The following is a 22631-nucleotide window of genomic DNA, read 5'->3' as shown; positions in this document are numbered from 1 at the left end:
GTGGGAGCGGAGATGTGTATAAGAGACAGCCCGTCCCTCCACCCGAAACGGAACCCGACATGTCGCAGCAGCACAGCGAGCTCTCCGCACAGCAGCAGCTCGAGGCCTACGGCTACAAGCAGGAGCTCAAGCGCTCCGTCTCCACCACCGACCTGCTCATCTACGGCCTGGTCTTCATGGTCCCGATCGCCCCCTGGGCGATCTTCGGGACCGTCTACAACGCCTCCAGCGGCATGGTGCCGCTGGTGTACCTCGTCGGCCTCGTCGCGATGATCTTCACCGCCCTGGCCTACGCGCAGATGGCGAAGTCGATCCCCCTCGCCGGCAGCGTGTTCTCGTACGTCGGCCGCGGCATCCACCCCACCGCCGGGTTCTTCGCCGGCTGGGCGATCCTGCTCGACTACCTGCTCGTCCCGACGCTGCTCTACGTGTTCGCCGCGGAGAGCATGGTCGGCATCTTCCCGGGCACGCCCCGCTGGCTGTGGGCACTCGTGTTCGTCGCGATCAACACCGTCATCAACCTGGCCGGGGTGTCCTCGCTCAAGCTCGCGAACCGCATCTTCCTGCTCATCGAGCTCGTCTTCGTCGCGATCTTCGTCGTCATCGCGATCGTCGCGCTGACCGGTGGCACGATCCCCGACGCGTCCTTCGGCACCGAGCAGATCTGGGACCCGGCCAAGGTGTCGGCGCCGCTCATCGCCTCGGCCCTGTCGATCGCGGTGCTGAGCTTCCTGGGCTTCGACGGCATCTCGACGCTGTCCGAGGAGTCCACCGGCCGTCGTGGCGGAGCCGGCACGGCGATGATCCTGGCGCTCGTCATCGTGGCGTTCCTGTTCATCCTGCAGACCTGGCTCGCATCCGCCCTGGCCGCGGGGCGGGACTCGTTCTCGGACAGCGAGGCCGGCAACGCCTTCTTCACCATCGTCGAGCAGGCCTCGTCGAGCGGGTGGGCCACCGCGTTCTTCGCCGTCAACGTGCTCGCCGTCGGCATCGCGAACGCCATGGCCGCACAGGCCGCGACGAGCCGCCTGCTCTTCTCGATGAGCCGCGACCGTCAGCTGCCCGCGTTCCTGCACAAGCTCAACGGGCGCCAGGTGCCGCAGAACGCGATCATCGTCGTCTCGGTGCTCTCCGCGATCCTGGTGCTGTTCTTCGTCGGGCAGATCGACACGATCTCGTCGCTCGTGAACTTCGGCGCCCTGTTCGGCTTCATGCTCCTGCACGTGTCCGTCTTCGTGCACCACGTCGTGAAGGGCAAGTCGCGCAACTGGCTGCTGCACCTGGTCGTGCCGCTGGTCGGGTTCCTGATCATCGGGTACGTCCTGCTCAACGCCGCGGTCGAGGCGAAGGTCGGCGGGATCATCTGGCTGATCGTCGGCGCGGCCGTGTTCCTGTACTACCGACGCACCGGCCGTTCCACCGAGGTCGGCTCCGAAGCAGAACCGACGACGGAGGACGCACGATGACCCCGGACCACTTCCTGCCGAACACCCTCGGCCGCCCCGGGTTCTCGGCCGACCGGGAGCCCGTGCTGCGGGTCCGCCCCGGCACCGGCGAGACCATCGGCTTCGAGACCACCGACGCCGTCTACGCCGAACTCGACCAGCACCACGACATGGCGCAGCTGCAGGCACCCATCAATCCGGTGACCGGGCCGGTGTTCGTCGAGGGGGCGGAACCCGGCGACACCCTCGTGGTGACCATCCACGCCATCGAGCTGACCACGCACGGTTGGTCGGTGTCCCTCCCCGGTTCCGGGGCCCTGCAGCACGTGATGGGCGACCGGGTCTTCGCCCGCCGCTGCCCGATCTCGGACGACATGGTGCAGGTGTCCGACCGGCACCGGTTCCCCGTCCGGCCGATGATCGGGTGCATCGGGACGGCCCCGGCCGAGGGCGAGAACTCGACGATCATGCCGGCCTACCCGGAGGGCGGCAACATGGACGTCACCGAGGCCCGCCCCGGCTCGACGGTGTCCCTGCCCGTCCGGGTCCCCGGTGCGCTGCTGTCGATCGGCGACATCCACGCGCTCATGGCCGAGGGCGAGTCGTCGTTCGTCGCCATCGAGGCCCAGGGCACCGCGATCGTCTCCGTCGACCTGGTCAAGGGCGGTCCGGTGCTCCGCGCACCGCGCATCGAGACCGCCGACGACTGGCTGTTCGTCGGCCTCGGCGACCCCGTGCAGGAGAGCGTCCGGCGCGGGTACGAGGACGCCTTCGCATTCCTGGTCGACGAGCACGGCTGGACCGCCGAGGACGCCTACGCGGTACTCAGCGCGGTCGGTGACTCGAAGCTCGGCGGGCCGACCGGCTCCACCGCCCCGGACCCGTTGCACCCCTTCGCCGCCGTCGGTGCGGTCACCCTGCACCGGGTGCCGAAGTCGGTGCTGTGAGGGTTCGCTGATGCGGGTTCCCGGTACGAGGGTCGTGCCGGGAACCTGCACAGGCGTGTGCACGATGATGGGCGCATGCACGACACCATCCGCTACGTCGCGATCGGCGACAGCTTCTCGGAGGGCATCGGCGACGCCGGACCCGCTCCGTTCCCCGGCTGGACCGGACGACTCGCGAGCGCGATGGCGGGAGCCTCGGACGCCCACGTCTCGTACGCGAACCTCGCGGTGCGCGGCCGACTGCTCGCCGGGGTCCTCGACGGCCAGCTCGAGGCCGCCCTCGCGCTCGACCCGGCGCCGACCCTGATCACCTTCTGCGCCGGCGGCAACGACCTGCTGCGCCCGCGCTTCGAGGTGGACGCGCTGATCGGGCAGGTCGAGGCCGCCGCCGACCGGGTCGAGGCCACCGGCGCGCGCCTGGCGCTCCTCAGCCCGGCCGACCCGAGCGCCCGCCTGCCCCTCGGTTCACTCATCAACCGCCGCGGTGACGCCTGGGCCGAGGCGCTCGGCACCCTCGCCCGACGCCGTGGCCTGCCGTTCGTCGACGTCTCCCGCGACCCGCACCTGCGCCGCGCGGAGTTCTGGTCGGACGACCGGCTGCACATGAACGCCACCGGGCACCAGCGCGTCGCGGACCTGGCGCTGCACGCGGTCCTGGACGGCCCCGCGCCGGTCGAGCCCGCGGACCCCGGTGCCGCCCGGACTCGTCTGGGTGAGGAACTCCGCTACTACCGCGAGTACGTCCTGCCGTGGGTCCAGCGCCGGATCACCCGCACGTCGTCGGGCGACGGGCGCTCGGCGACCTACCCGACGTGGACGCCGGTGCGCGGACGGGACGCGTAACCAGCGTCAGCCAGCCGCAGCCCGCGTCGGCCCGCCTCGGCAAGCGTCGGCCCGCTCAGCCCGCTCAGCCCGCGACGTACACGCGAGTGGTGACCCCGCTCAGCGCGTGCGCGAACTCGTCGCCCGTCGCCACGAAGCCGCCCGCCTCGTACAGCCGCACCGCCCGGGCGTTGTCGCCGAGCACGTGCAGGACCACGCGGGGGTGTCCGGCGGCCCGGGCGTCGTGCACCGCCTCGGACAGCAGCGACCGTCCGACCCCGCGGGCCTGCACCCCGGGACGCACCGCGAGCAACGACAGGTAGGCGGCGTCCGCCGGGTCCGTCGACCGACCGGTGCCCGGTGCCGTGACGAGCACGAAGCCGTCGACCGCGCCGTCCGGGCCGGGAGCCACCAGCCAGGCGACGTGCTCCGCCGCGAACTTCTGCCGCGCGCGCTCCCGCACTGCCGGGTCCTCGGAGGCACCGTCACGGGCAGCCACGGCCGCGGCCCAGAGGTCGATGCAGGTGTCGGTCTCGTCCGGGGTCGCAGGACGCACGACCACGGACGACTCGATCACCCGATCAGCCTACGACCGCCCGGCTCCCGATCCTGAACGACGCCCCACGGTGCTCGTCGGGCAGCCGGTCTCCGCGGCCGTGCAGCTTCTGGCGGAGTGACCCCGGCTCGTACTCCTCCGGGTAGGCCCCACGGGCACGGAGCTCCGGGATCACGAACTCGATGACGTCCTCCCACGTGCCCGGGGTCACCGCGTACGCCAGGTTGAAGCCGTCGACGTCGGTGAGCTCCTGGATCTCCTGCAGCCGGTCGGCGATCGTCGCTCCCCCACCGACCGCCACCGGGCCGAGCCCGCCGATCGCCGTCTGCCGCGCCAGGTCACGGATCGTCCACTTCGACCCGTCCTCCCCCGTCGCTGCCGCGATGTTCGCCGCCGCCGACTGGATCGCGTTCGACTCGACGTCACCGAGGGGCTGGTCCGGGTCCCACTGCGACAGGTCGACGCCCATCCAGCCGGAGTTGAGCACCAGCGCGCCGAGCTCCGACGCGTACGACAGGTAGTCCTCGTACTTCGCCTGGGCCAGCTCGTCGGTGGCGTCCGTGATCACGGTGAGCAGCGTGTAGACGCGGGCGGCGTACCGGTCGCGACCAGCTGCCTCCAGGGCGTCCCGGACCTTCGCGACGGTCGACGCGAGCTGCTCGACGGTCGGTGCGCCCACGAAGACCGCTTCCGCGTTCTCCGCGGCGAAGCGGATGCCGCGCGGTGACGCGCCCGCCTGGTAGATGACGGGCGTGCGCTGCACGGACGGTTCGGACAGGTGGATGCCGGGCACGTCGAAGTGCGTGCCGTGGTGCTCGATCGGGTGCACCTTCGCCGGGTCCGTGAAGACGCCGGCTTCGCGGTCGGCGACGACGGCGTCGTCCTCCCACGAGCCCTCCCACAGCTTGTAGAGGACCTCGAGGTACTCGTCCGCCACGTCGTACCGGTCGTCGTGCGACAGCTGGTCGGTCTGGCCCATGTTCCGGGCGGCGCTCGGCAGGTACCCGGTGACGACGTTCCAGCCGACCCGCCCCTTGGTCAGGTGGTCGAGCGTCGACATGCGTCGGGCGAACGGGTACGGGTGCTCGTACGCGGTGCCGGCCGTGATGCCGAAACCCAGGTGCTCGGTCACCGACGCCATCGCCGACACGAGCAGGATCGGGTCGTTCACCGGCACCTGCGACCCGGTGCGAAGCGCGGCCTCGTTCGACCCGCCGTACACGTCGTAGGTGCCCAGGACGTCCGCGATGAAGATGCCGTCGAACGCCCCGCGCTCGAGCGTCTTCGCCAGGTCCGTCCAGTAGGTCAGGTCGCGGTAGTCCCGCGACCGGTCGCGGGGGTGCCGCCACAGTCCGGAGGACTGGTGCGCGACGCAGTTCATGTCGAACGCGTTGAAGCGGATCTGCCGGTGCTCGCTGCTGGTGGTCACGGGTCGAGACGCTACGTCGGACACCTGCGACCGTCACGGATCGTGACGAAGCGTGACGGTCGACTCCGGCACCGGCCTGGAGGCCCGCCCCGCGTCCGTCACGTCACCCGCGGCGGGCGCGTGGCTGGTTCCAGGGCTCAGGCGCGGTCGTGGAGCGTGACGTGGTAGCCGTCGGGGTCGGCGAACGTGAACGTCCGACCGAAGGGACCGTCGATCGGCGCCGAGACGATGCGGTGGCCGTCGGCGACCAGCGCATCGTGGATCGCCTGCACGTCCGTTGCGTGCAGCCAGACCGCGGCGCCGACGCCGGGCTGCGCCACCGCGTCGAGGTCCGTGCCGGGCACCAGGTCGCGCAGGGCGAAGGCGATCGGCGTGGTCTCGAACACGACGGCGTGCGGCGGGCCGGCCTGCGAGCGGACGAGGCCGAGGTAGCGCTCGTAGAACGCCTGCGAGGCATCGAGGTCGCGGGTCTGCAGGGAGATGAAGTCGGGGCCGGTGACGGGCATGGAGTGCTCCTTGGGTACGTGTCAGTCTTCTGACACAGGACAAGCTATGTCAGACTACTGACATGCGTCAAGACGACACCGGCATCCACCTCGAGACGTCGATCGGCTACCTGCTGAAGGAGACCGCGAGCGCCCTCCGGGCGTCGATGGAGGCCGTGCTGCGCCCGCTCGGCATGACGGTGACGCACTACTCCTGCCTCGAACTGCTCGCGCAGCGCCCTGGCCTGTCGAACTCCGAGCTCGCGCGAGGAACCTTCGTCACCCGGCAGTCGATGAACGTGCTGCTGCAGACCCTGGAGCGGGACGGCTTCGTCACCCGTGCCACCGAACCGTCGGTCGGCAAGGCGCTCCCCACGCAGCTGACCGACAGCGGGCGACGGAGCCTGGCGCAGGCGAGTGCGGCGATCCGCGGGGTCGAGCAGCGGATGCTCGCCGATCTGAGCGCGGACCAGCAGACCGAGGCCCGTCAGATCCTGCGGAGCATGGTGACGTCGCTGCGGCGTCAGGGCGCGTAGCGCGCCGAAGCGGCGTCCTTCGGTGCGTACCGATCCTCGAAGTCACGCTCGTTGGGGACCCACACGTCCCGCCAGAGCGCATCGTGCCAGCGCCCGAGCGCGCGGTCACGAGCCGTGCCCCGACGCACCGCCGTGTCGAGGTCGACGTCACACCAGATGCTGACGTCGAGGTGCGGGAGCGCGTCGGGGTGGAAGAGTCCGATCAGGTCGACGACCAGGACGTCCGTCCGCGGCAGCGGCTCGGCCGGGCCGAGGGCTTGGACCGACCAGTCGAACCGCCGGAACGTGCTCGCCCGACCGGCTCGGTGCGGTTCGAGCACCGACGACACCAGACGGGGACGATCGACGCCGTCCCAGTCGGCGGACCGCTGATGGGACCGAACGGGGTCGAGGAAGTCGTCGCCGCGGATGCGGACCGCGCCGGGGAGCCTCTCGACGAGCGTGCGCGTCAGCGTCGACTTGCCGGATCCGCAGTAGCCGGAGACACCGACGACGATCGGTGCACGGGCAGAGGCGCGGCGGGACGCGACAAGGTCGATGACGCCGTCGCGGTCCATCGGGCAAGCGTACGAGGTCGATGACGGTGCACCGGGGTTCGTAGGCTGAGCGGATGGACGTCACACTGCGGGACAGCACCACCGAGGACCTCGAGTGGCTCGTCGAGCTCCGGGCCGTGGTGCTGCGCGACGACCTGACACGCCTCGGGGTGTTCGACGAGACGCGCGTCCGACAGCGCCTCCGCGTCGCGTTCCAGCCGCAGCTGACCCGCATCGTCGTGGTCGACGACCGCGACGTCGGGTCGATCACCGTGCGGGTCGAGGACGACGTCCGCTGGGTCGAGCACTTCTACCTCGCGCCCGACGTCCAGGGGCGTGGAGTCGGGTCGACCGTGCTGCGCGCCGTCCTCGACGAGCCCCACGACGGCCCGACGCGGCTCAACGTGCTGGTGGGCAGCCCGGCTCGCCGACTCTACGAACGACACGGCTTCGTGCTCGACACCGAGGACGGCGTCGACGTGTTCATGACGCTGCGGGCCGCCGATCGAGCACCCCACGGAGTGCACTGAGCTGCTCGTCGACCACGTCGGCCATCCGGCGCTCGGACGGTCCGGTGAGCCAGGCCTCGAGGGCCAGGTGGAACAGCATCACGGTCGTCTCGGCGATGACCGCTGCCTCGGACGGATCGAGCCCGCGGTCGACGAAGGCTTCGCGCACGGCGTCCGTCAGGTCGGCGCGCTTCCGGGCGTCGCGCTCCCGGAGCGACGACTCGGACAGCACCAGCCGCCGCACCGAGCCGACCTCGCCGTGCCGCCCCTCGAACCGCTCGTCGGCGACGGTGCGGAGGCCGTGCACGACGATGTCGAGCGGGTCGATCCCGGCCGGTGCACCCTGGATGGCAGCCCGGGCGAGGTCGGGGATCTCGTCACCGGCGAAGATCACCTCGCGCTTGTCGGCGAAGTACCGGAAGAAGGTGCGGGTCGTCAGGCCGGCTCGCTCGGTGATCTGCGGCACGGTCGTCGCCTGGTAGCCCTGCTCGGCGAAGAGCTCGAACGCCGCTCGCTCGAGTCGCCCTCGGGCATCCGGAGACCAACGCATGCGTCCACAGTAGTGGTGATGACACGTCGTGTCATGGTTGACTGTGCGATGACACGTCGTGTCATGACTCACTTCGAGCAAGAGATCGGGACACCATGTCGCCATCGGGCAACCCAGCACTCTGGACCACGTCGACCGGGCGGTTCACCGTCGGGCCCGCACCGGTCCCCCAGCCCGGCCCCGGCGAACTCGTCGTCCGCGCCGAGGCGGTCGCCGTCAACCCGGTCGACGCCGTCGGCGGGCTCTTCCGGCACCTGGTGTTCCCGAAGCTGCGGTTCCCCGCGGTCCTCGGGTCGGACGTCGCCGGCACGGTCGTCGCGATCGGCCCGGACGTCGAGCGCTTCCGCGTGGGCGACCGGGTCGTCGGGCACGCCGCGGGGCAGGAACAGCACCGGAACAGTGCTGCCGAAGGCGCCTTCCAGCACCTGGTCCTGCTGCTCGACCGTGTGACGACCCCGGTTCCGGATGCCCTGCCCGCCGAGCAGGCGGCGGTGCTGCCGCTCGCCGTCTCGACCGCCGCGGCAGGGCTCTTCGAGCCGGACCAGCTCGCGCTGTCGCTCCCCACGGCCGATGCGGTCGATCGCGACGGGGTCGTCCTGGTGTGGGGTGCGTCCACGAGCGTCGGCGCCAACGCCGTCCAACTCGCCCGGGCCGCCGGGTACGCCGTGATCGGCACCGCATCGCCGAAGAACCACGGGTTCGTGCAGGACCTCGGGGCCGAGGCCGTGTTCGACTACCGCGACGACGGTGCCGCACGCCGCATCCTCGAGGCACTCGCCGACCGGGAGCTCGCCGGCACCCTCGCCTTCGGCCAGGGTTCGCTGACCCGCACGCTCCCGATCGTCCGAGCCGCCACCGGCTCAGGTCGACTCGCGTCGGCGTACCCGACACCGGTGACGACGATCCGGGCGCGGCTCGAGCGCCGACACGGGGTCCACGTCACCGCGATCTGGGGCGGCCGCCCGACGGAGTCCGAGGTCGGCCCCGCGATCTACCGCGACTTCCTGCCCGAGGCGCTCCGCACCGGGCGGTACCGTGCCACCCCGACCGCGTCCGTCGTCGGATCGGGACTCGCCGCGATCCCGGACGCCCTCGCCGAACTCCGCGCCGGAGTCTCCGCCCGGAAGCTCGTCGTCACGCTCCCCTGAGCGACTTCACGTACCAGCGGTCGGAGTACGGGTCGTCGTTGAACGGCGCCACCCGGACGAAGCCGAGCCGCTCGTAGAGCGCACAGGCCTCGGCGAGCTCAGCGCGGGTGTCCAGCCGCAGCGACGTGATCCCGCGTCCCCTGCAGAGGTCCTCGACGTGGCGCAGGAGCGCCGAACCGACGCCTCGGCCGCGGTGCTCCGGCAGCGTGAACACCTTCGTCAGCTCGCCGACGGCACCGACGAAGCGCACGGCGGCGCAGGCGACAGCGGCTTCCCCGTCACTCGCGATGACGAACACCCCGGAGTCCCCCTGCAGGTCGTCGTACGGCTCCTCGTCGAGCGCCCGGTCGACCTCGGCCGGCGTCGCCGCCCGCCCGTACCACCGCGACGCGACCTCCGTCAGGTAGGCCCGCACGATCGCGTCGGCCCGGCCTGCGCCGGGTCGCTCCGTCTCGATGATCATCGCGCCCCTTGAATAGGCATACCGTTCAAGCCTTCCGGGGCCTGGTCGGCGACCAGCTGCGGACGGGAGGCGCGGGGCGGGCCCGCAACGGGCCTCCCGGTCGGTCGGTGGTCGCGATCGCGAGCCGCAGCCGGCTCAGCGGGCCGCGGTCGCCTCGCGCGCGGCGGCTTCCGCCGCGACCCAGGCGAGCATGCCGCACTTGACGCGCATGACGAACTTGGAGACGCCGTGGAAGGCGACGAGGTCCTCGAGGACGTCCTCGTCGGGCTCACCGACACCACGCGAGCGCATCATGGTGCGGAACTCCTCGGTCAGTGCGAGGAACTCCGGCACGGTGCGGCCGACGGCCATGTCGGTAAGGACCGATGCCGAGGCCATCGAGATCGAGCAGCCGTCGCCCTGCCAGGCGAGCCCGGCGATACGGTCGGTGCCGGGTTCGAGCCGCAGGCTGACCGTGATCTCGTCGCCGCACGTGGGGTTCCGCTCGAAGTGCGAGGCATCCGCGTCAGGCATCGCACCGTCGCCGTGCCGCGCCTTCGCGTGGTCGAGGATGACCTGCTGGTACAGGCTGTCGAGGGCGTTCACGCGGTGGCTCCGAAGTAGTCGCGGACCTCGGCGACGGCTGCGAGGAACCGGTCGACGTCGTGCTCGGTCGTGTAGACGTAGGTGCTCGCGCGGCTGGTGGCGACCAGACCGAGGCGGCGGTGCAGCGGCTGGGCGCAGTGGTGGCCGGAGCGCACGGCGATGCCCTGCGCGTCGAGGTACTGCGAGACGTCGTGGGCGTGCACACCGTCGACGTCGAACGCGACCAGACCGGAGCGCGGGACACCGGCGGGCGGGCCGACCAGGCGGATGCCGGGCACGGCGGCGAGACCGTCGAGCATCCGGCGGGCAAGGTGCTCCTCGTGGGCGCGGACGCGTTCCATGCCGATGCCCTGCAGGTAGCGGACCGCCTCGGCGAGGGCGACCGCCTGGGACACGGGCTGCGTGCCGGCCTCGAACCGCTCGGGCGCTGGCATGAACTCGGAGCCCTCCATCGTCACGGTGGTGATCATCGAGCCACCGGTGCGGAACGGCGGCAGGGCGTCGAGCAGCTCGGCACGGCCCCAGAGCACGCCGATGCCGTTCGGGCCGAGCATCTTGTGCCCGGAGAACGCGGCGAAGTCGACCCCGAGCTGCTGCACGTCGAGGGGACGGTGCGGTGCAGACTGGCAGGCGTCGAGCACCACGAGGGCGCCGCGGGCGTGGGCGAGGCCGACGACCTGCTCGACGGGGGCGATCATCCCGGTGACGTTCGAGACGTGCGAGAACGCGACGACCTTCGTGCGGTCCGTGATCAGGGCCGCGGCGTCGTCGGCGGTCCAGGTGCCGTCGTCGGCGACCGGGATCCAGCGCAGGGTGGCACCGGTCAGCGCGGCGAGCTCCTGCCACGGCACGAGGTTGGCGTGGTGTTCGGCCTCGGTGACGAGGATCTCGTCACCGGCGCCCAGGCGGAAGCGCTCGGCGTCGGCACCGCCGCGGCCACGGCTGGCGTTGGCCATGCCGTAGGCGACGAGGTTGAGGGCGTCGGTGGCGTTCGCGGTCCACACGACCTCGGTCGGGGCAGCGGCGCCGATGAAGCCGGCGATGGTGGCACGGGCGTCCTCGTAGGCGTCGGTGCTGAGCGCCGCGAGCGTGTGCGCGCCGCGGTGGACGGCGGCGTTGTCGTGTTCGAGGAACCGGCGCTCGGCGTCGAGGACCTGGCGCGGGCGTTCAGCCGTCGCCCCGGAGTCCAGGTACGCCAACGGCTGCCCGTTCACGTCCTGCGCGAGGATCGGGAAGTCCCGCTTGATCGCCTCGACCTCGGTCTCGGTGAGCGGCTGGTTCGGCGCCACGACTGTCACGTCTCGTCCTCCTGGTGCTGCTGTCCGGAGCAACCCGTCCATGGTGTCCGTTGTTCCCGACCACGTCCAGTCGGCACGGCGACGGCCCAGGACCACGCCGGGTCCTGGGCCGTTGCACGTCGTTCGCTACTCGTTGCCGATCTTCTTGTCCGCTGCGTCGCGGGCACCGTCGATCTTGTCGTCGTACTTGCCGCCCGTGGCCTTCTTGACCGCGTCGGCCACACCGCCGAGCACCTTGTCGCTGACGCCCTCGGCCTTCTCGCTCTGCAGGGCGTCCTGGACCTTGCCGTCCTTCAGGAACTCCTGGGCCTTCTTCGTGATGTCGTCGAAACCCGCCATCGGCTGCTCCTCGTCTCGGTGCGGAGCCCGTCGCTCCGTCCTGGCGCCGACAGTAGGCCGCCGGGTAGCCGTCCGTACCGGAACGTTCGGGGTCTTCACACCATCTGAGCGCTGCGACGGCGGGCGAGCACGTACCCGACGGCGACGGCACCGGACACCGCGAGCAACGAGGGCACGAGGATGTCGGTGCCCTGCTGGGTGAACTCGACGACGAGCACCAGGGCGGTGAACGGCGCCCGCATGGTGGTGGCGAGGAAGGCCGCTGCACCGACGAAGGCGAAGGCCGCCAGGCTCGGGCCGTCGGCCGGCCACAGCAGCAGCCACGCACCGCCCAGCCCGCCACCGATCGCGGAACCGATCGCGATCGAGGGGGTCAGCGTGCCACCGACCGCACCCGCTCCGATGGTCGCCGAGGTGGTCACGGTCCGCAGGACCCCGAGCAACAGCAGCAGGACGATCGGTGAGAGGCCGGCGAACGAGGCGTCGTCGAGCGTGGTGTTCATCGCGACGAGGCCGAGCGCCCGCCCGTTGCCGAGGATCTCCGGGAACGGGATCGCGATGAGCCCCACCATCGCGAAGACCACCGGCAGCACGACGAGCAGGCGCCAGCCCTTCGGCGCGATGCCCTGCAGCCGGTTGGTCAGCTTGACGAACCCGACCCCGGCGAGCCCCAGCACGGGCCCGACGACGATCGCCCAGACGAGCAGCGACGGCGACAGGTGCATCGCGGGCACGTGGTACAGCACCTCGTCCGGGATCACGAGCCGGGCGGTGATGGCGGCGACGGCACTCGTGGCGAAGGCGGGCAGGGCGGTCGCGAAGCTGATCTCCCCGAGCAGGACCTCGACCGCGAACAGCGCACCACCGAGGGGTACGTCGTACACGGCGGCGAGGCCGGCCGCAGCACCGCAGGCGACGAGGATCTTCGTCTCGCGTGCGGTCAGCCCCGCACGCCGGGTGACGAGTTGAGCAAGCCAGGCTCCGACTTCACGCGGCGCGACCTCTTTACCGATGGACGCGCCGAGCCCCACGGCCAGGATCTGGATGCCGGCGTTTGCGAGCGTCGCCAGGGCCGGCATCCGCTTGCCGTCGACGGCCGCGGTGACCGAGACGATCGAGCGCCCCCACCGACGGAGCGCCCACCAGGCGAACCCGGTCAGGACGCCGGCCGCCGTGAGCGCGAGGAACCGGTTCAGGCCCGACGATGCGTCGGCGGCCTCGAGGTGCCCACCGAACCCGTACCCGAAGGCGACGAACTGGATGAGCTGGAGCGCGAGCCAGACCGCGATGCCGGCGATGCCGCCGGAGACGCCCACCAGGGCGGTGACGACGGCGAGCTTGAGGGCCCAGACCGGGGTCGCGTGTCCGGAGTGCGGCATGACCGGAAGCCTAACGGGCTGGACGCACCCGATGACGGACCGCAACGGGCCCGCCGGACGCGGGACGGGCCTCCAGGCCGGGAGCCCCGACCACCCGCCGTCAGACGGCCGTCACCCGGAACGGCACCACGCAGTCGGCCTGCATGAGCGGCGGCTGCAGGCCGACGGTGCCGAGCACCCGGCCGCTGAACACGCGCGGGCCGGACCACCAGTCCGGTCGCACCAGGTCGTGGCCGTCGCCGATGACCACCGGGTCGACGCGGTACGCCGTGTCGGGGTCGAGGTCACGGAAGGTGACCCGGCCGGTGCCGGAGACCTCGGAGCGGCCGATGCTGGCGAGGAAGAAGACGGCCTGCTGCCGGTCCGGCGCGACCGTGCCGTACACGAGCCGCGCGTCGTCGACCTCGTCGGAGCGCACCAGGTCACCGCCGTGCAGGAGCGGGCGGAGCTCGCGGTACAGCGCGATCCACTCGGTCAGTGCAGCGGACTCGTCGGCGGTCGCGCCGGCCAGGTCCCACTCGATGCCGAGGTGGCCGACCAGGGCGGTGCCGGCACGGAAGGCGAGGTCGTGGACGCGACCGGTCGTGTGGTTCCGGCCGCTCGCGATGTGCGACCCGAGCAGCTCCGGCGGCAGGAGCTGCTGCGTCCACCGGTGCATCTGCTGGCGCTCCAGCGGGTCGATGTCGTCCGACACCCACACCCGCGCGGTGTGCTCGATGACGCCGAGGTCGACCCGACCGCCACCCGACGAGCACGACTCGATCTCCAGGGACGGGAACCGCTCGCCGAGCGTCGCCATCAACCGGTACGCGGCGAGGGTCTGCTCGTGGACCGCCGCGCCGCCGCCCGGGAACCCCGCCTCGACGAGGTCGCGGTTGTGGTCCCACTTCACGGCGTCGACCGCGTACTCGCCGATGATCGCCGTCATCCGTTCGAGCACGTGGTCGAAGGCCTCGGGGATCGCCAGGTTCAGCACCTGCTGGTCGCGGGAACGCGCGGGCAGCCGACCGTCGGCCTGCAGTATCCACTCCGGGTGGGCACGGGCGAGGTCGCTGTCCTCGTTCACCATCTCGGGTTCGAACCACAGGCCGAACTCCATGCCGAGCGCACGGACGCGGTCGACCAGCGGGCCGAGACCGTCCGGCCAGACGTCCTCGTCGACGTACCAGTCACCGAGGCCGGCGTGGTCGTCGCGGCGGCCGCGGAACCAGCCGTCGTCGAGCACGTAGCGTTCGACGCCGAGGGCCGCAGCACGCTCGGCGAGGTCGACGAGGCGGGCCAGGTCGTGGTCGAAGTACACGGCCTCCCACACGTTGATCGTCATCGGGCGGGGCGTCATCGGGTGCTGCGGGCGGCTGCGGAGCCAGCGGTGGAACCGTCGGGCCTGGTCGTCGAGGCCGTCCCCGTGGGCGAAGTACACCCACGGCCCCTCGTACGTGGCGCCGGTGCCGAGCCGGACCTCGCCGGGCAGCAGGAGTTCGCCGCCGCCGATGACCTGGCGGCCCGTGGCGAGCCGTTCGGCGTGGTGCCGGTGGTTCCCGCTCCAGGCGGTGTGGACGCCCCAGACCCGGCCGTGGGCGAAGCCGAAGCCCGGCTCCCCCACCGTCAGCACGGTCGCGGCGTCGGTGCCGGTGCGGCCCTTCCGTCCCTCGCGCTGGTGGGTCCCCACGACGAGTTCGCGGCGCTGCGGGGTCCGCTCCTTGCCCCAGCGGCCGGCGAAGTCCAGGATCTCGCGGGCCCCCGACGGGATCGGCATCGCGAGCGTCAGGTCGTCGACGGTGTAGACGCCGTCGGCGGTGTTCGTCACGCCCGCGCGGGCCCGCACGAGCCCGGAGCCGAGCATCTCGATGGTGACCCGGACGGTGAGTCCGGCGACGGTGTCCTCGGCGTCGGCCGTGACCGCGGAGTCGGTGACCGCGAGCGACGTCACCGTGAACGCCGGCGACCAGTCGGCGCCGTCACGGTGCCCGGCGAGCCCCGGACGACCGCTCCAGCCCCGGTGCGGCTCGGGCAGCACCGACAGGCGGACCGGGTCGTCCATCTCGTTCGGGGACACCGGGGTGACGTCGGCGTCGGCGAGGGCCGTCAGCGCGTCGGTGTCGAGCGGTCCGAGTGCCGCTCCCCAGTGCACGACGGCGGGGAGCGCGTCGTCGCGGCAGTCCAGGACGAGCGAGACGCCACCGGCGGTCAGGTGGACGAGTTCGTGCGGCATGCGGGCTCCAGTCGGCGTCGTTGCACGTCAGAGCTTTCCGGTCCGGGGCCGTCCGCTGCAAATCCTGCTGCGGCGCGGCTCCGGTTGCGGCTCAGAACCAGCGCTTGACCTTGAACACCACGTACAGGATCGCGGCGAACAGGACCATCGCGACGATCGACAGCGGGTACCCCCACGTCCAGCCGAGTTCGGGCATGTGCGTGAAGTTCATCCCGTAGATCGCGGCGATGAGCGTCGGCGCGAACAGGATCGCCGCCCAGCCGGAGATCTTCTTCGTGTCGTCGTTCTGCTTCTGCGCCGCCAGGGTCGAGTCGACGGTCAGGGCGTTCTGCAACAGCTGCCGGAACGTGTCGAGGCGTTCCACCACCCGGATCGCGTGGTCGAGGACGTCACGGAACCGTCGCTGCATCTCGATCGGCAGGTGGTACTTCTCGGCGCCGCGGTGCAGGTTCTCGATCATGTAGACCAGGGGACGCGCCGCTCGCTGGAAGTCGACGACCTCGCCGAACAGCTCGTACACGCGCCGGGACACACCGGCCTCGCCCGAGAACAGCTGGTCCTCGATCTGGTTGATGTCCTCTTCGAGTCCGTCGATCACCGGCACGTAGCCGTCGACGATGGAGTCCATCAGCGCCCAGAGCTGCGCCTGCGGGCCGACGGTCACCAGCCCCGGCTTGCCGCTCAACCGCTGCAGCGCCTTGGGAACGGTCTGCTTGCCACGGGGGTCGGCCTTCACGACGGCGAGGAAGAAGGTCTCACCGACGAAGGCGTGCACCTCGCCGAACGCCACCTCTTCCTGCTGGTCGTTGTACAGCGCCGGCTTGAGCACCACGAACAGCGTCGAGCCGTAGCGCTCGAGCTTCGGTCGCTGGTGCCCCTCGGCGGAGTCCTCGACGGCGAGTTCGTGCAGGCCGAGGGCGACCGCGACGTCGCCGAGTTCCTCGGCGTCGGGCTGGTGCAGGACGATGCACGCGCTGGCGCCCTGCTCGTCGAGCATCCGGAAGGTGTCGTCGAGGGACGGACTCGCGATCGGTGCGATCCGGTCGATGTAGACGGTGTTCAGTTCGACGCTCACGCGCCCACCGTACGCAGGGTGGCCGGTCTCCGGCCTGGAGGCCCGTGGCGGCCCCGCCACACGCCCCGCGTCCTGCCTGAACGTGCGCTGCACGACCGCCGCCACCGGCCGCCTACGGTGCAGGTCATCAGCATGCTGACGAAAGGGACTGTCATGAAGAGGATCTGGAAGCGCATCGCGGTGGCCGTGAGCGCAGTCGTCGCCGTCATCGGCGCGTACGTGGGGTCGGGCGCTGCCGGTGGCACGCCCATCCAGGACGCCGCCGGTGGCGCCCTGTCGGCGTCCTCCACCGCGATCGCCCCGGACGGCCCGGCCTTCTCGATCTGGAGTGTCGTCTACGCCGGGCTCATCGGCTACGCGGTCCTGCAGCTCTTCCGCACCGCGAACGACGAGCGGCACGAGCGGCTGGTGGTGCCGGCGGTGCTCTCCCTGCTGCTCAACGCCGCGTGGATCCTGTCGGTGCAGTTCGGGTTCCTGTGGGCGAGCGAGCCGATCATCGTCGCACTGCTCGTCGTGCTGATCTGGACGTTCACGATCCTGCGCCGCACCCCGTCCCGCGGGGTCGTCGAGGCGATCCTGACCGACGGCACGTTCGGGCTCTACCTCGGGTGGGTCTGCGTCGCGACGGCCGCGAACACCGCTGCGGTGCTGACGGCGGCGGGCTTCCGGGGCTTCGGACTCGGGCAGGACCCGTGGGGCGTGGTCGTCGCCGCGGTGGCCGGGCTCGTCGGGGTCCTCATCGCGCTGTGGGGCCGGGGACGCCTGGCGCCCATGGCCTCGGTCGCGTGGGGTCTGGCGTGGGTCGCCGTGGCCCGGTTCGAGGGGCCGCTCGTCTCCGTGCCGACGGCGGTCGCGGCCGTGGTGGCTGCGGCGGCCGTGGTCGTCGTGACCGTGGTGGTGCGTGCCCGCGCCGGCTGGGTCGGACGCCGTGCCGGTCGGGCGGCGGCCCCGGTGGCGGCCTGACGCGCGGCTACCTGCGCGTCAGGCCCGCGAAAGCGACAGTTCCCGCGGCCTCGCACCCGTCGGGGCCGCGAAAGCGACAGTTCCCCGCCGATGTTCGGCGGGGAACTGTCGCTTTCGCGAAGTGGGCGGCCGGACAGCCCGACGCCCCCGGCCTCAGCGCGAAGAATCAGCGCGCGGGCGCGACCAGGCCGTGGGCGGCGGCGACCGCGGCATTCGTGACCCGGCCGTCGTGCACGTTCAGGCCGGCGGCGAGTGCGGGGTCGGCCTCGAGCGCGGCCTCCCAGCCACGGTCGGCGATCGCGACGGCGTACGGCAGCGTGGCGTTCGTCAGCGAGATCGTGCTCGTGCGCGGGACGGCCCCGGGCATGTTCGCCACGCAGTAGTACACGGTGTCGTGCACGGCGAACGTGGGGTCGTCGTGGGTGGTCGGGTGGGAGCCCTCGAAGCAGCCGCCCTGGTCGATCGCGATGTCGACCAGCACCGAGCCCGGCCGCATGTCGGCGACCATCGCGTCGGTGACGAGCTTCGGCGCGGACGCCCCGGGGATGAGCACGGAGCCGATCACCAGGTCGGCGTCGCGCAGGGCCTCGGCGATGGCGTGCGCCGACGAGCGCAGGGTCGTGACGCGGCCGTCGAACCGGGCGTCCAGGGCCCGGAGCCGCGGCAGGCTGATGTCGAACACCGTGACGTCGGCGCCCATGCCGAGCGCCATCGTCGCGGCGTGCTCCCCCGCGACGCCGCCGCCGATGACGACCACGCGGCCCTTCGGCGTGCCGGGGACCCCGCCGAGCAGCAGCCCGCGCCCACCGTTGGTGCGCATCAGGTGGAACGCGCCGACCTGGGCGGAGAGTCGCCCGGCGACCTCGGACATCGGCGACAGCAGGGGCAGCGAGCGGTCCGGCAGCTGCACGGTCTCGTAGGCGATCGCCGTCGCACCCGAGTCGATGAGCGCGTCGGTCAGCGGTCGGTCGGCGGCGAGGTGCAGGTAGGTGAAGAGCACCTGGCCCGGCCGGATCATCGGGTACTCCGACGCGACCGGCTCCTTCACCTTGAGGATCAGCTCGGCGTGCTCCCACACCTCGGCCGCGGTGTCGACGATCGTGGCGCCGGCGGTGCGGTACTCGTCGTCGGTGAAGGCCGAACCGGACCCGGCCCCGGCCTGCACCAACACCTGGTGGCCGTGCGACCCGAGCTCGGCGACACCGGCGGGCGTGGCCGCGACGCGGTACTCGTTGTTCTTGATCTCGGTGGGGACGCCGATGCGCATGCTGACTCCTTCGTGGGCGGTGCGTTCGTCCCATCCATTGAGCACCGGATTCGCCCACAGCAGCGCTCAGCCGAACATCCGGACAGCCGCAGCGCGATCCGTGTCATCAGATTCGGCGGAGCGGTCCGCAGCAGCAGTCGGTCAGTGCCCGCGCAGCGACTCGCTCGGCAGCTCCCCGAAACGGCTGCGGTAGGTCGCCGAGAAGCGCCCGAGGTGCCCGAAGCCCCACGTCCGCGCGATCTCGGCCACCGTCGTCTCGTCCAGGCCACTGCCGACCAGGTCGGTCCGGGCACCGTCGAGTCGCACGCCGCGCAGGAGTTCCCCCGGAGTCTGGTCGAGGTGCCGACGGAGGGACTGCTGCAGCCCGCGCGGGCTGAGCCCCGCCGCCGCGGCGATGTCCGGGGTACCGATCGCTTCGCGCGCGTGCTCGTGCACGAACTCGAGCGCCCGGCGCAGGCGGTCGTGCTCCGGGCCGCTGCCGGACACCGTCGCACGCCACTTGTTGCGCTGCGGGAACGCCCGGATCGCCGCGGTCGCGAAGGCCTCGGCGATGTCGTGCTGCACCATCGGACTCATCGACCGGTCGACGTCGAGCCACGTGGCCGAGTACTTCCGCACCACCGACCGCCACAGCGCGATGCCGTCGGCCGTCGGGCGGCGCATCGGCTCGAAGGCGAAGTCGTCGTCGCCGGCCACGGCTCGGACGAAGTCGCGGTCCAGGTGCACCAGGTTCAGGGCGATGTCGCGGTGGTGCAGCGCGTACGGCTCGGCGAAGGGCAGCACGACGGGCACCCCGGCCTCGAGCTCGTACGTCTCGCCGCCCGAGGTGATCCGGCTCGAACCGCTGCGCATCCAGGCGACCAGGAACTCGTCGTCGACCTGGCTCTCGCTCCGCAGGTCGACCATGAACCGTGACGAGCGCAGGGACATCCGCTCGTCACCGACGCCCGCGAAGTCCCAGTGGGCGTTCTCGTGGGTGCGACGGACCAGTGGTGCACGGAAGTCGTAGTCGCCCGTGAAGAACGCGAGCGCCTGGTCGACGTCGCTGCCGACCATCCGCCGGAAGTACCGCTGACCGGGCTGTTCGAGAGAAAGCACCATGGTCGAGAACCTACGACGGACCACCGACAAACTGCGTCAGGTCCTGACTCAGGGCTGCAGGATCGCCTGCCCCACGCTCTCGTCCAGGATCAGGTCCGTGATGAGCCCGGCGGCCAGCGCGCCCCGCAGCGACGCCGCCTTCGACCGCCCGGCGACGACGCAGACCCGCCGCGGCGCGCGCTTGATCGTGTCGAGGTCCGGAGCGCCGGCCCGGGCGTTCACCCCGATGTCCTTCCACGAGCCGTCGGCCCGGTAGAACACCGTCGAGACGTCCCCGACGACCCCCGCCTGCGTGAGCTCGTCGCGGTCCTCGGGATCGAGGTACCCGCCGGAGTACACGTGCGAGGGCACCGGGGCCTGCGGGGCACCGACACCGAACACGACGAGGTCCATCCGCTCGTGCAGGTCGAGCACACGGCGGATCGAGCGCTCGCGGAACAGCGCTTCCTTCGTCGCGGGGTCGTCGAAGAACGCCGGCACCGGGAACTGCTGCACGAAGGCCCCGTAGGCCTCGCCGAACCGGCGCAGGATCTCGGACGCGTAGACGATGCCGGTGGTGCGGGTGTTCGCGGCGCCGTTGATCTGCACGATCGTCGAGCCGTGGGTGGTCTTCGGCACCAGGTAGCGGCTGACCGCACTCACGGTCGAGCCCCACGAGATCCCGATGACCATGTTCGACTCGACGTACTGCGTCAGGATCCGGGCGGCGGACAGCGCGACCCGCTCGAGCCGGTCGACGTCGCTCGTGTGGTCCGGCACCGGGACGACGTGCGCGTGCACCCCGAAGCGGGAGCGGATGCTCCGGCTCAGCGCAGCGGCCTGGTCCAGGGGCGACCGGATCTGGATGTCGACGAGCCCGGTGTCCCTGGCGTACTTCAGCAGCCGCGACACCGACGAGCGCGAGGTGCCGAGTTCGTCGGCGATGGCGTCCATCGTCAGGTCCTGCAGGTAGTACAGGTGGGCGGCGCGCAGCGCCTGCTGCGTGCGCATGGGCTGAGCCGCATCGCTCATGGTGCTCCGATCTGTCGAACGCAACCATGCACGGACGTGCAGGGCCTCTGCAACCCCTGCCGCGCCTCCTGACCGCCGTGTCGGGCCTGGACGACACGTGTGCTGCACGTTCGTGCACGCAAGTTGCCCGCCCTGTCGAACGAGCGCACGATCGATCTTGACCCCACGAACAGACGAAGGAAGCGACGAACCATGTCGAAGAAGACACAGCCCCGGAACACGGTGACCGCCCTCACCGAGCGCCCGAACGCGCAGGTCCTCGTCGTCGGCGGCGGCATCAACGGCATCGCGACGTTCCGCGACCTGGCGCTCCAGGGCGTCGACGTCGCCCTGGTCGAGCGTGGCGACTACGCCTCCGGCGCCTCCGCGGCCTCGAGCCACATGATCCACGGCGGCATCCGCTACCTGGAGAACGGCGAGTTCCGCCTGGTGCGCGAGAGCGTGCAGGAGCGCAACGGCCTGATCCGCATCGCCCCGCACTACGTCAAGCCGCTGCAGACGACCATGCCGATCTTCTCGACGTTCTCCGGCATCATGAACGCCCCGCTGCGCATGCTGACGCACAAGCAGCGCTCCACCAAGGAGCGCGGCGCGATGCTCATCAAGATCGGCATGACGATCTACGACTCCTTCTCGCGTGACGGCGGCTCCGTCCCGAAGCACGTCTTCCGCACCAAGAAGGCCGCGCTCGAGGACATGCCCGCCCTCAACAAGGACCTGAAGTACACGGGCACCTACTACGACGCGAGCGTGCACGAGCCCGAGCGCCTGGCCCTCGACGTCCTGAAGGACGGCCTGGCCGCCGGAGCCGACAAGGCACGCGCCGTCAACTACGTCGAGGCAGCCGGCACCCGCGACGGCGGCGTCCTGCTGCGTGACCGCGAGACCGGCGACGAGTTCGTCTTCACGGCCGACGTCGTGATCAACGCCTCCGGCCCCTGGACCGACCTGACGAACGAGGCGTTCGGCGGCGAGACGAAGTTCATGGGCGGCACGAAGGGCTCGCACATCGTCGTCCACAACGACGAGCTGCTCGAGGCCACCAAGGGCCGCGAGCTGTTCTTCGAGAACGACGACGGCCGCATCGTCCTCATCTACCCGCTCAAGGGCCGGGTCCTCATCGGCACGACCGACATCGACGCCGACCCCTCGAAGCCGGTCACGACGACCGACGAGGAGATCGACTACTTCTTCGGGCTCGTCAAGCACGTGTTCCCGCAGATCGACGTCACCCGCGACCACATCGTCTACAGCTACTCCGGCATCCGTCCGCTCCCCCGCCACGAGGACACCGCCCCCGGCTTCGTGTCCCGTGACTACCGGATCGTGGACACCCAGATCGCCGGCCTGCCGAAGTCCACCGTGTTGTCGCTCGTCGGTGGCAAGTGGACGACCTTCCGGGCCCTCGCTGCACACCTGTCCACCGAGGCGACGACCAAGCTCGGCATGAGCCGCAAGGTCGACACCACGGGCATGCCGATCGGCGGTGGCAAGGAGTTCCCGACCACGGACGCCCAGCGTGCCCTGTGGATCAAGTCGCACCGCGACGGCCTGGACGAGTCGCTGGTCGAGGGGCTGCTCGAGCGCTACGGCACCCGTGCCGCCGAGGTCGTGGACGTCCTGACCGACGGCCCCGTCGAGCCGCTCGAGTCCGACCCGTCGCTCACCCGCGCCGAGGTCGCGTACTTCGCCCGCCACGAGCAGGCCGTCCACCTGGTCGACGTCGTCCTGCGCCGCACGAACCTGGCGTTCGTCGGCGGGGTCACGATCGACCTGCTCGACGAGCTGGCCGACGTGCTCGCCGGTGCGCTCGGCTGGACGACCGAGGAGCGCGCGGACGAGGTCCAGCGCACGCTCGACGTGCTGCGTGAGTCGCACGGCGTGATCGTGCCGCTGACGTCCGCATCGGCGTCGCAGCTCGCGTAGTCGACGCGACCGACCACAGACGGGAGGCCCGGTACCAGCTGGTACCGGG

23 protein-coding genes are annotated in these 22631 nt (G+C 71.3%); 8 read left to right on the top strand and 15 right to left on the bottom strand.

Translation table 11 applies throughout. The features are described from left to right. Positions 1-59: 59 nt before the first annotated feature. The 3 genes from DEJ04_RS12400 (at position 60) to DEJ04_RS12390 (ending at position 3235) form a co-directional block, all read left to right on the top strand. Positions 60-1466, top strand: a complete 1407-nt coding sequence (locus DEJ04_RS12400) for an APC family permease (protein ID WP_071405068.1) — start codon at positions 60-62, stop codon at positions 1464-1466. Beyond that, a complete protein-coding gene (locus DEJ04_RS12395) occupies positions 1463-2392 on the top strand; it encodes an acetamidase/formamidase family protein (protein WP_111047252.1) in 930 nt (309 codons plus the stop codon). Before DEJ04_RS12400 ends, DEJ04_RS12395 begins: the two co-directional genes overlap by 4 nt. A 75-nt stretch (positions 2393-2467) precedes the next feature. Beyond that, positions 2468-3235 (top strand): SGNH/GDSL hydrolase family protein, encoded by a 768-nt coding sequence (locus tag DEJ04_RS12390; RefSeq protein ID WP_258371372.1) that lies wholly within the window; start codon positions 2468-2470, stop codon positions 3233-3235. Positions 3236-3299: 64 nt separating this feature from the next. Here the strand turns inward: DEJ04_RS12390 and DEJ04_RS12385 are convergent, their stop codons facing one another. The 3 genes from DEJ04_RS12385 to DEJ04_RS12375 form a co-directional block, all read right to left on the bottom strand. After that, positions 3300-3791 carry a GNAT family N-acetyltransferase gene (locus DEJ04_RS12385; protein ID WP_111047251.1) on the bottom strand — a complete coding sequence of 164 codons (492 nt, stop codon included), beginning with the start codon at positions 3789-3791 and terminating at the stop codon, positions 3300-3302. A 4-nt stretch (positions 3792-3795) separates the two neighbouring features. Beyond that, positions 3796-5199, bottom strand: a complete 1404-nt coding sequence (locus tag DEJ04_RS12380; RefSeq protein ID WP_071405065.1) for an LLM class flavin-dependent oxidoreductase — start codon at positions 5197-5199, stop codon at positions 3796-3798. A 137-nt stretch (positions 5200-5336) separates the two neighbouring features. After that, positions 5337-5705, bottom strand: coding sequence for a VOC family protein (locus tag DEJ04_RS12375; RefSeq protein WP_111032077.1), 369 nt, complete (start codon positions 5703-5705; stop codon positions 5337-5339). 62 nt (positions 5706-5767) lie between these two features. Here DEJ04_RS12375 and DEJ04_RS12370 point away from each other — a divergent pair, with 62 nt between their 5' ends. Next, positions 5768-6220 carry a MarR family winged helix-turn-helix transcriptional regulator gene (locus DEJ04_RS12370; RefSeq protein ID WP_111047250.1) on the top strand — a complete coding sequence of 151 codons (453 nt, stop codon included), beginning with the start codon at positions 5768-5770 and terminating at the stop codon, positions 6218-6220. Here DEJ04_RS12370 and DEJ04_RS12365 read toward each other — a convergent pair. Beyond that, entirely contained in the window at positions 6208-6777 is a 570-nt protein-coding gene (locus tag DEJ04_RS12365; RefSeq protein WP_111047249.1) for a uridine kinase, read from the bottom strand. The two genes, DEJ04_RS12370 and DEJ04_RS12365, sit on opposite strands and share 13 nt — an antisense overlap. A gap of 53 nt (positions 6778-6830) precedes the next feature. Between DEJ04_RS12365 and DEJ04_RS12360 the strand changes: the two genes are divergently transcribed. Next, positions 6831-7286 carry a GNAT family N-acetyltransferase gene (locus DEJ04_RS12360; protein WP_111047248.1) on the top strand — a complete coding sequence of 152 codons (456 nt, stop codon included), beginning with the start codon at positions 6831-6833 and terminating at the stop codon, positions 7284-7286. On the opposite strand, the gene DEJ04_RS12355 is transcribed toward DEJ04_RS12360, so the two are convergent. Next, positions 7240-7815 carry a TetR family transcriptional regulator gene (locus DEJ04_RS12355; RefSeq protein WP_111047247.1) on the bottom strand — a complete coding sequence of 192 codons (576 nt, stop codon included), beginning with the start codon at positions 7813-7815 and terminating at the stop codon, positions 7240-7242. The two genes, DEJ04_RS12360 and DEJ04_RS12355, sit on opposite strands and share 47 nt — an antisense overlap. A 95-nt stretch (positions 7816-7910) precedes the next feature. Between DEJ04_RS12355 and DEJ04_RS12350 the strand changes: the two genes are divergently transcribed. Next, on the top strand, positions 7911-8963 hold the full coding sequence (locus DEJ04_RS12350) for a zinc-binding alcohol dehydrogenase family protein (RefSeq protein ID WP_111047246.1): 1053 nt from the start codon (positions 7911-7913) through the stop codon (positions 8961-8963). Here the strand turns inward: DEJ04_RS12350 and DEJ04_RS12345 are convergent. The 7 genes from DEJ04_RS12345 to DEJ04_RS12315 all read right to left on the bottom strand — a co-directional run bounded on the left by DEJ04_RS12345 (position 8950) and on the right by DEJ04_RS12315 (position 16314). Next, the gene (locus tag DEJ04_RS12345; RefSeq protein WP_111047245.1) at positions 8950-9426 is read right to left on the bottom strand and encodes a GNAT family N-acetyltransferase; all 477 of its coding nucleotides are present in this window, start codon (positions 9424-9426) and stop codon (positions 8950-8952) included. The genes DEJ04_RS12350 and DEJ04_RS12345 overlap by 14 nt on opposite strands. 135 nt (positions 9427-9561) lie before the next feature. Continuing rightward, positions 9562-10011, bottom strand: coding sequence for a Fe-S cluster assembly sulfur transfer protein SufU (sufU, locus tag DEJ04_RS12340; RefSeq protein WP_111022150.1), 450 nt, complete (start codon positions 10009-10011; stop codon positions 9562-9564). After that, positions 10008-11300, bottom strand: coding sequence for an aminotransferase class V-fold PLP-dependent enzyme (locus tag DEJ04_RS12335; protein WP_111047244.1), 1293 nt, complete (start codon positions 11298-11300; stop codon positions 10008-10010). The genes sufU and DEJ04_RS12335 overlap by 4 nt, the downstream gene beginning before the upstream one ends. A 135-nt stretch (positions 11301-11435) precedes the next feature. Further along, on the bottom strand, positions 11436-11648 hold the full coding sequence (locus tag DEJ04_RS12330) for an Rv0909 family putative TA system antitoxin (RefSeq protein WP_071247674.1): 213 nt from the start codon (positions 11646-11648) through the stop codon (positions 11436-11438). Between the two features lie 95 nt (positions 11649-11743). Continuing rightward, complete coding sequence (locus tag DEJ04_RS12325; RefSeq protein ID WP_111047243.1) at positions 11744-13027, bottom strand: chloride channel protein; 1284 nt, start codon at positions 13025-13027, stop codon at positions 11744-11746. 100 nt (positions 13028-13127) lie between these two features. Next, a complete protein-coding gene (locus tag DEJ04_RS12320; protein WP_111047242.1) occupies positions 13128-15239 on the bottom strand; it encodes an alpha-galactosidase in 2112 nt (703 codons plus the stop codon). Between the two features lie 91 nt (positions 15240-15330). After that, the gene (locus DEJ04_RS12315) at positions 15331-16314 is read right to left on the bottom strand and encodes a magnesium and cobalt transport protein CorA (RefSeq protein WP_111029980.1); all 984 of its coding nucleotides are present in this window, start codon (positions 16312-16314) and stop codon (positions 15331-15333) included. A gap of 153 nt (positions 16315-16467) precedes the next feature. On the opposite strand from DEJ04_RS12315, the gene DEJ04_RS12310 reads away from it, so the two are divergent. Continuing rightward, on the top strand, positions 16468-17277 hold the full coding sequence (locus DEJ04_RS12310) for a tryptophan-rich sensory protein (protein WP_111047241.1): 810 nt from the start codon (positions 16468-16470) through the stop codon (positions 17275-17277). A gap of 166 nt (positions 17278-17443) precedes the next feature. On the opposite strand, the gene ald is transcribed toward DEJ04_RS12310, so the two are convergent. From ald to DEJ04_RS12295, 3 genes are all read right to left on the bottom strand, one after another. Continuing rightward, positions 17444-18544 (bottom strand): alanine dehydrogenase, encoded by a 1101-nt coding sequence (gene ald, locus DEJ04_RS12305; protein ID WP_111047240.1) that lies wholly within the window; start codon positions 18542-18544, stop codon positions 17444-17446. A 141-nt stretch (positions 18545-18685) separates the two neighbouring features. Continuing rightward, on the bottom strand, positions 18686-19645 hold the full coding sequence (locus tag DEJ04_RS12300; RefSeq protein WP_111038185.1) for an AraC family transcriptional regulator: 960 nt from the start codon (positions 19643-19645) through the stop codon (positions 18686-18688). A 48-nt stretch (positions 19646-19693) separates the two neighbouring features. Continuing rightward, positions 19694-20656, bottom strand: a complete 963-nt coding sequence (locus tag DEJ04_RS12295; RefSeq protein ID WP_027466231.1) for a sugar-binding transcriptional regulator — start codon at positions 20654-20656, stop codon at positions 19694-19696. 192 nt (positions 20657-20848) lie between these two features. On the opposite strand from DEJ04_RS12295, the gene DEJ04_RS12290 reads away from it, so the two are divergent. Then, positions 20849-22582, top strand: a complete 1734-nt coding sequence (locus DEJ04_RS12290) for a glycerol-3-phosphate dehydrogenase/oxidase (protein ID WP_042538186.1) — start codon at positions 20849-20851, stop codon at positions 22580-22582. The last annotated feature ends 49 nt before the right edge of the window (positions 22583-22631 follow it).

The organism is Curtobacterium sp. MCLR17_044 (assembly GCF_003234435.1).
Taxonomy (GTDB): Bacteria; Actinomycetota; Actinomycetes; order Actinomycetales; family Microbacteriaceae; genus Curtobacterium; species Curtobacterium flaccumfaciens.
Note: the sequence above shows the minus strand (reverse complement) of the source record. Positions and strands in the feature narration are given on the sequence as shown.